Consider the following 7,135-nt stretch of genomic DNA (forward strand, 5'->3'; position numbering starts at 1 on the left):
GTGGCGGGGGCAGTGACGGAATCGGTGACGGGGGCGCCGTCGAGAAGCGAGGGCTCAAGCTCGGTGCGCGCCAACTGGTAACGCATCCCGTTCTCGTCGCGGAGGACGAAAAACGTCTCCGTCGACTCTTCTTCCAAGAAGTGCAGCTCGCGCATACGTCACCTTTCCGCCGGGCAGATACCCGACCAGCTTAACGGACGTGCCCGCACCAGCGGGCGTACCCGCCCGGTTATCTGTGGTGTGTCCAGACAGTTGCCAATGTTGTCAGACGGGTCACAAACTTTGATACAGTGCCTTACGTAAAAACAGGTTGCCGGGAGGTATCCCGAAGACAGCCGAGAAAACTACCTGGAAGGGGAAATCAGTGGCTACTGAGAACAAGGACAAGGCCGTACTCCACTACCCGGGCGGCGAGTACGAGATGGACATCATGCGCGCCACCGAAGGCAACGACGGCGTCGTGCTGGGCAAGCTTCTCGGCGAAACCGGCCTGGTCACCTTCGACCCCGGCTACGTCTCCACCGGCTCCACCGAGTCCAAGATCACCTACATCGACGGCGACGAAGGCATCCTGCGCTACCGTGGCTACGACATCGCTGACCTGGCAGAAAACGCCACTTTCAACGAGGTGTCCTACCTGCTGATCAACGGCGAGTTGCCCACCACCGACGAGCTGGACAACTTCAACTCCGAGCTGCGCCACCACACCCTGCTGGACGAGGACTTCAAGGCCGCGTTCAACATCTTCCCGCGCAACGCCCACCCGATGGCCGTGCTCGCCTCCTCGGTGAACATTCTCTCCGCCTACTACCAGGACCAGCTCGACCCGCTGGACGAGGAGCAGCTGGATAAGGCAACCGTGCGCCTCATGGCCAAGGTACCGATGCTCGCCGCGTACGCCTACCGCGCATCCCGCGGCAAGCCGTACATGTACCCGGACAACTCCCTGAACCCGCGCGAGAACTTCATGCGCATGATGTTCGGGTACCCGACCGAGGACTACCACGTCGACCCGGTGCTGACCAAGGCCCTGGACAAGCTGCTCATCCTGCACGCGGACCACGAGCAGAACTGCTCCACCTCCACCGTGCGCATGATCGCCTCGGCCCAGGCCAACATGTTCGTCTCCATCGCCGGTGGCATCAACGCCCTGGCCGGCCCGCTGCACGGCGGCGCAAACCAGGCCGTGCTGGAGATGCTCGAGGACATCAAGAACAACCACGACGGCGACGCCACCGACTTCATGAACCGCGTGAAGAACAAGGAAAAGGGCGTGCGCCTGATGGGCTTCGGCCACCGCGTGTACAAGAACTACGACCCGCGTGCCGCCATTGTGAAGGACACCGCGCACGAGGTGCTCGAGCACCTCGGCGGCGACGAGCTGCTGGACCTGGCCATGAAGCTCGAGGAGATCGCGCTCAACGACGAGTACTTCATCCAGCGCAAGCTCTACCCGAACGTCGACTTCTACACCGGCCTGATCTACCGCGCCATGGGCTTCCCGACGGACTTCTTCACCGTCCTGTTCGCCATCGGCCGCCTGCCGGGCTGGATCGCCCAGTACCGCGAGCAGCTGGAGATGAACACCAAGATCAACCGCCCGCGCCAGATCTACACCGGCTACCAGCAGCGCGAATTCGTGCCGCGCGACCAGCGCTAGTTTCAGGCGCTAGACCAACCGCTAGGGCAACCGAAGGGCGTCGATAAGCAGCATGCTTCGGCGCTCCACCGCCGAGAATTGCACTTCCCTTATACTTTCGGGAGGAAGTTCTCGGCGGTTTTGTATTGGGTCGCGCAAACTGCCCACATAATTTGCAAGGAGTTTCAACGCTATGGAAAAGCCGTTCATCGACAAGCCGGAAGGCTCGGCGCCTGCAGACCTCGTCATCGAGGACATCACTGTCGGCGAGGGCGCAGAGGCCGTGGCCGGCGGGTTTGTCAAGGTCCACTACCTTGGCGTGGACTTTGAAACGGGCGAGGAGTTCGACTCCTCCTGGGACCGCGGCGAGGCCGCAGATTTCCCGCTCACCGGCCTGATCCAGGGCTGGCAGGAAGGCATCCCCGGCATGAAGGTTGGCGGCCGTCGCCAACTGACCATTCCGCCGGAGAAAGCATACGGCCCCGCAGGCGGCGGGCACCCGCTGTCCGGCCGCACCCTCGTGTTCATCATCGACCTGCTCGACGCCAGCTAGGAGGCTGCCATGCGCATCCCGGTCACCACACTTAACGACGGCTACGATTTCCCCCTCCTCGGCCTGGGCACCTACAAGCTGACCGGCGACGAGGTGGAGCCGATCGTGCGCACCGCGATCGAGCTCGGCTACCGCCACATCGACACCGCCGCGCTCTACGGCAACGAGGTCGAGGTGGGCAAGGCCATCAACGCCGCGATCAAAGCCGGCGACGTCACGCGCGAAGAACTGTTCGTGACCACCAAGCTGTGGAACGACGACCAGGAGCGCGTGGCCGAGGCCTACCAGGAGTCGCTCGAGCGCCTCGACCTCGAGTTCATTGACCTCTACCTCGTGCACTGGCCGTGGCCGCAGCACGGCACCTACGTCAAGGCCTTCGAACAGATCGCGGAACTGCAGGGCATGGGCCGGCTGCAGTCCGCTGGCGTGGCCAACTTCTACCCGGAGGTGCTCGACGAGATCATCGCGGCCACCGGCATCACCCCGGTGCTCAACCAGGTGGAGCTGCACGCCGGGTTCACCCAGCCCGAGCTGCGCGCCTACCACGACGAGCACGACATCGTGACCGAGGCGTGGGCGCCGCTCGCGCGCGGCGGCAACTTCGACGACCCGGCCATTCAGGCAGTGGCCGACAAGCACGGAGCCACCCCGGCGCAGGTCTCGCTGGCCTACCTGATGCAGCTCGGCTGCTCCGTGGTGCCGAAGACCGCCAACCTGAAGCGCCTGGAGGAAAACCTTGGCGCGGTGGGCATCACGCTGGACAGCGAGGATGTCGCCGCCCTCGACGGGGTTGCAGGCGAGCGCCTCTCCGGCGACCCGCTGACTTTCCCGGGCTAGGGATTGCTTTTTCGCCACCCGGCTGCGTTGCTCGCGGCCGGGTGGTTTTTCTTTGCGCGGAACTGGGAGAGATTTGCAGAACACTACACATGTTATTGTGTGATAGGTTACATTCACATTGTTGAGTCGGAGATCACATACTTCCGGCGCGGCAACGTTCATATTCCCGTGCACTAGAAAGGATCGAGGCCATGGCCGGTTCCACCGCTGTCCCGCAACGCCGCGAACCAACTCCTGACGAGTTCGTGGCCATGCAGCAAAGCCCCGAATTCCAGGACCTGCGAGGCACGTTCCGCGGATTCACCTTCCCAGTGATGATCGCGGCGTTCCTCTGGTACGTCTTCTACGTCGTCTTCGCCACCTTCGCCCCCGACGTGATGGCCAAGGACTTCCTTGGCCTCAACGTCGGCCTCTGGCTCGGCTTGGCGCAGTTTTTCACCACGTTTTTGATCACCTGGATCTACGTGAAGTGGGCGAACAAGAACATTGAGCCGCGCGCGGCTCACATCCGCGAAGAGATGGAGGGCTAAACCATGCAGACCCACCTGCTCGCAGCCGAAACCGGGCAAGAAACCGGCAACCCGCTGCTCAACATCGCCATTTTCGGCGCCTTCATCGTGGTCACGCTCTACATCGTGACCCGCGCCGGAAAGACCACCAGCGAATCCGCGGACTTCTACACCGGCGGTGCGTCGTTTAGTGGCACGCAAAATGGCCTCGCCATCGCCGGCGACTACCTGTCCGCCGCATCCTTCCTCGGCATCGTCGGTTCAATCGCGCTCAACGGCTACGACGGCTTTTTGTACTCCATCGGCTTCTTCGTGGCGTGGCTGGTAGCGCTGCTGCTCGTGGCCGAGCCACTGCGTAACGTCGGCCGCTTCACCATGGCGGACGTGCTGTCGTTCCGCCTGCGCCAGAAGCCGGTGCGCGTCGCCGCCGCGTTCGGCACCCTGTTCGTGTCGCTGTTCTACCTGATCGCCCAGATGGCAGGCGCCGGCTCGCTGGTGTCCGTGCTGCTGAACCTGCACTCCTTTACCGCGCAGGCGATCTGCGTGGGCATCGTCGGCGTGATCATGATCATCTACGTCCTGGTCGGCGGCATGAAGGGCACCACGTATGTGCAGATGATCAAGGCCGTGCTGCTCATCGCCGGCGTGCTGATCATGTCGGTTCTGGCGTTCATCATGGCTAAGGGCGGCCTGACCGCCGTGTTCGATCAGGCCATCGACACCCACTCTGCCTCCAGCTACATCGCGGAGAAGGGCTACCAGGCCGAGGATATTATGAAGCCGGGCCTGAAGTACGGCAAGACCACCACCACCAAGCTGGACTTCGTCTCCCTTGGCCTGTCGCTGGTGCTCGGCACCGCGGGTCTGCCGCACGTGCTGATGCGCTTCTACACCGTGCCCACCGCCAAGGAGGCGCGTAAGTCCGTGACCTGGGCGATCGTGCTCATCGGTTCCTTCTACCTGCTCACTCTGATCCTGGGTTACGCTGCGGCCGCCTTCGTCGGTCCGGACCGCATCCTCGCCGCCCCCGGCGGCGCGAACTCGGCGGCCCCGCTGCTCGCATTCGAGCTCGGCGGCTCCATCTTCATGGCGCTGATCTCCGCGGTCGCCTTCGCGACGGTGCTTGCGGTGGTCGCCGGCCTGGCCATCACCGCCTCGGCCTCCATCGCCCACGACGTCTACGACGCTGTGCTTCGCGACGGCCAAGCCACCGAAGAAGAGCAGGTCCGCGTCTCCCGCATCACCGTGGTGATCTTGGGCATTGTCGCCATCGTCCTGGGCATTCTGGCGATGCAGCAGAACGTGGCCTTCCTGGTCTCCCTGGCGTTCGCCACCGCGGCGTCCGCGAACCTGCCGACCATCCTGTACTCCCTGTACTGGAAGCGCTTCAACACCACCGGTGCGGTGGCGTCGATCTACACCGGCCTGATCTCCGCGCTGGTGCTGATCGTCCTGTCGCCGGCGGTCTCCGGCAGCCCGACCGCGATGTTCCCCAACGCCGACTGGGCTATCTTCCCGCTGACGAGCCCGGGCCTGGTGTCCATCCCGCTCGGCTTCCTGGCCGGCATCGTCGGCACCTACCTGGGTAAGCCGGACAACTTCGACGAGCTGCAGGCTGAGATGGAGGTCCGCTCCCTGACCGGCGTCGGCGTCGAAGCTCCCGTCGACCACTAGAGCGCCGCTTGAGTTGGCAATAGAAAATGGCCCGGTTTGTCCGGGCCATTTTTTGTTGCGCTACCTTCTGAACAGCGAGGACGACAGCTGGCTGCTGCCCTGGAGCAGGTTGGACCAGTCGTCCGGCGTCATGTCGGTCAGCGTGGAGGCCTGGCCCGGGGTCCACTGGCCCCAGTCGGAGGCGTAGACGTTGTTGATGTCCACCTGAATCCCCTGGATAGTTGCTTGCTGCCCGCGCACCTGGTGGATGTTCGCGCGCGGGTGGATCTTGCCCTGGGAGCCCCAGTCGTGCTGCCAGAAGTAGGAGCCGATGCCGTCCTCCAGGCACCACGCGATGGTGTAGTAGTTGCCGTACACACCGAGTTGGTACCCGGCGGCGCTGAACGCGGTGCCCATCGCCTTCAGGTACGGGCTGATCTGGTTGTTGAACTGCTCGAGGGTGGGGTTGTCGTCGATAGCCACGTAGATCGGGCGGCCTTGCGGCCCGCCGGCGGCGGTGTGCAGCGCCATCGCCTTCGGCGCGTGGGCGGCGGCACCGAGCGCGCCGCGCTTCCAGTCGGCGGTCTCGGCGCGGCCGAACTGGTACACCGACGCGACGGCGAGGCCGTTGGCCTTGTAGTCGCGGGTCTCGCCGATGGTCACCGGCTTGCCGCGCATCCACTCGGCGCCGGGGCGGCGGTCGGAGACGTAGCGCACCGCGCCCATGTGGCCCGCGGCTTTCACAGCGCTTGCCGACGGCACGCCAGCCGAGTAATCCACCACCGTGCCAAGCACCCGGCGCTGCTGCGCCTGGGCGGCGGGGGAGAGGGCGGCTGAGGCACTGCCGGCGAGTGCTGCGGTGGCGGCTGCGGCGCCCGCGGACTTGAGGAACGTGCGGCGATTAAAGGTAGTCACATGCGTCACTCTAGTCTCATTGGCCCACAACCACCATCCAAATGGCCACAAGGTGGCACACGGCGGCGACGACGGTCGCGGTGTGGAAGTGCTCGTGGTAGCCGTAGTAGCGCGCGGAACGCCCCGGCCACTTGAAGCCGTACACCAGTGCGCCGAGCGTGTAGACCACGCCGCCGGCGAACAGTAGCCACACCACCGCGGGGCCGGCCGAGCTCCACAGTGTTGGCAACAGCGGCACAATGATCCAGCCCAGCCCCACGTAGACCACGACGTCGAGCCACCGCGGGTGGTTGATCCACACCAGGTTGAGCACGGCCCCGCCGATGCCGCCCGCCCACGCCACCGCCAGCATGATCGCGGCGGTGCGCGGCTCGAACACGATCAGGCACAGCGGGGTGTAGGTGGCGGCGATGAACACCGAGATGGTGGCGTGGTCTGCTCGGCGCCACCACTGCACCGCCCCGGGCGAGCGCCAGGGCCAGCGGTGGTACATCGCGGAGACGGCGAACAGCAGCACCACGCCGGCGCCGTAGATGGTTACGCCGAGGGCCTGCGGCCACGGCAGGGTCATCCAGCCGAACGTGATCAGCACGGCCGAGGAGATGGCCGACAGGGCGGCGGCGACGAGGTGGAACCAGCCGCGCACGGCTGGCCGGTCGCCGCGGTCCGCGACCACATACGTGCGCTGGACTTGGCCTGTCTTGAGGGCGGTCATGGGCACCTCGCAGGGTAGGGGGCTTTTAGCTCAAACCCTACCGGACCGTAGGTTGCGGCGGAAGGGCTTGCGAGCCTGTTTTCGGCGCGGGCAACCGCTGCGGTACTCTTACGCCGTTGCCTCCGTAGCTCAGTGGATAGAGCACTTCTCTCCTAAAGAAGGTGTCGTAGGTTCGATTCCTACCGGGGGCGCCATTGTCATGAGTCGCGTCATGCTTGACGCATGAGTCGCGACATGCTGGACGGACCGGCATCCCAGTTGTTTTTGTTCTGGGGTGCCGGTTCTGTTCATTTGGGGTGAAGTGGTGGGTCGCC

7 protein-coding genes and 1 tRNA gene are annotated in these 7,135 nt (G+C 64.7%); 6 read left to right on the forward strand and 2 right to left on the reverse strand.

The window, feature by feature from the left end:
• The first annotated feature begins 364 nt into the window (after nucleotides 1-364).
• The 5 genes from MHY23_RS11645 (at nucleotide 365) to MHY23_RS11665 (ending at nucleotide 5,212) form a co-directional block, all read left to right on the forward strand.
• Nucleotides 365-1,660, forward strand: a complete 1,296-nt coding sequence (locus tag MHY23_RS11645) for a citrate synthase (RefSeq protein WP_239307682.1) — start codon at nucleotides 365-367, stop codon at nucleotides 1,658-1,660.
• A gap of 172 nt (nucleotides 1,661-1,832) precedes the next feature.
• The gene (locus tag MHY23_RS11650; RefSeq protein ID WP_239307683.1) at nucleotides 1,833-2,192 is read left to right on the forward strand and encodes an FKBP-type peptidyl-prolyl cis-trans isomerase; all 360 of its coding nucleotides are present in this window, start codon (nucleotides 1,833-1,835) and stop codon (nucleotides 2,190-2,192) included.
• Between the two features lie 9 nt (nucleotides 2,193-2,201).
• Complete coding sequence (locus MHY23_RS11655) at nucleotides 2,202-3,029, forward strand: aldo/keto reductase (protein ID WP_239307684.1); 828 nt, start codon at nucleotides 2,202-2,204, stop codon at nucleotides 3,027-3,029.
• Nucleotides 3,030-3,220: 191 nt separating this feature from the next.
• Nucleotides 3,221-3,559: a DUF485 domain-containing protein gene (locus MHY23_RS11660; protein WP_181890168.1), complete on the forward strand. Its 339-nt coding sequence runs from the start codon at nucleotides 3,221-3,223 to the stop codon at nucleotides 3,557-3,559.
• Between the two features lie 3 nt (nucleotides 3,560-3,562).
• Nucleotides 3,563-5,212 carry a cation acetate symporter gene (locus MHY23_RS11665; RefSeq protein WP_239307685.1) on the forward strand — a complete coding sequence of 550 codons (1,650 nt, stop codon included), beginning with the start codon at nucleotides 3,563-3,565 and terminating at the stop codon, nucleotides 5,210-5,212.
• 60 nt (nucleotides 5,213-5,272) lie between these two features.
• Here the strand turns inward: MHY23_RS11665 and MHY23_RS11670 are convergent, their stop codons facing one another.
• On the reverse strand, nucleotides 5,273-6,106 hold the full coding sequence (locus tag MHY23_RS11670) for a DUF1906 domain-containing protein (protein WP_370645856.1): 834 nt from the start codon (nucleotides 6,104-6,106) through the stop codon (nucleotides 5,273-5,275).
• A 16-nt stretch (nucleotides 6,107-6,122) separates the two neighbouring features.
• Nucleotides 6,123-6,821, reverse strand: a complete 699-nt coding sequence (locus MHY23_RS11675) for a hemolysin III family protein (RefSeq protein ID WP_239307687.1) — start codon at nucleotides 6,819-6,821, stop codon at nucleotides 6,123-6,125.
• 118 nt (nucleotides 6,822-6,939) lie between these two features.
• Here MHY23_RS11675 and MHY23_RS11680 point away from each other — a divergent pair.
• A tRNA-Arg gene (locus MHY23_RS11680) sits at nucleotides 6,940-7,015 on the forward strand.
• Nucleotides 7,016-7,135 lie beyond the last annotated feature (120 nt).

The organism is Corynebacterium sp. ACRQP (assembly GCF_022345915.1).
Lineage (GTDB): Bacteria > Actinomycetota > Actinomycetes > Mycobacteriales > Mycobacteriaceae > Corynebacterium > Corynebacterium lehmanniae.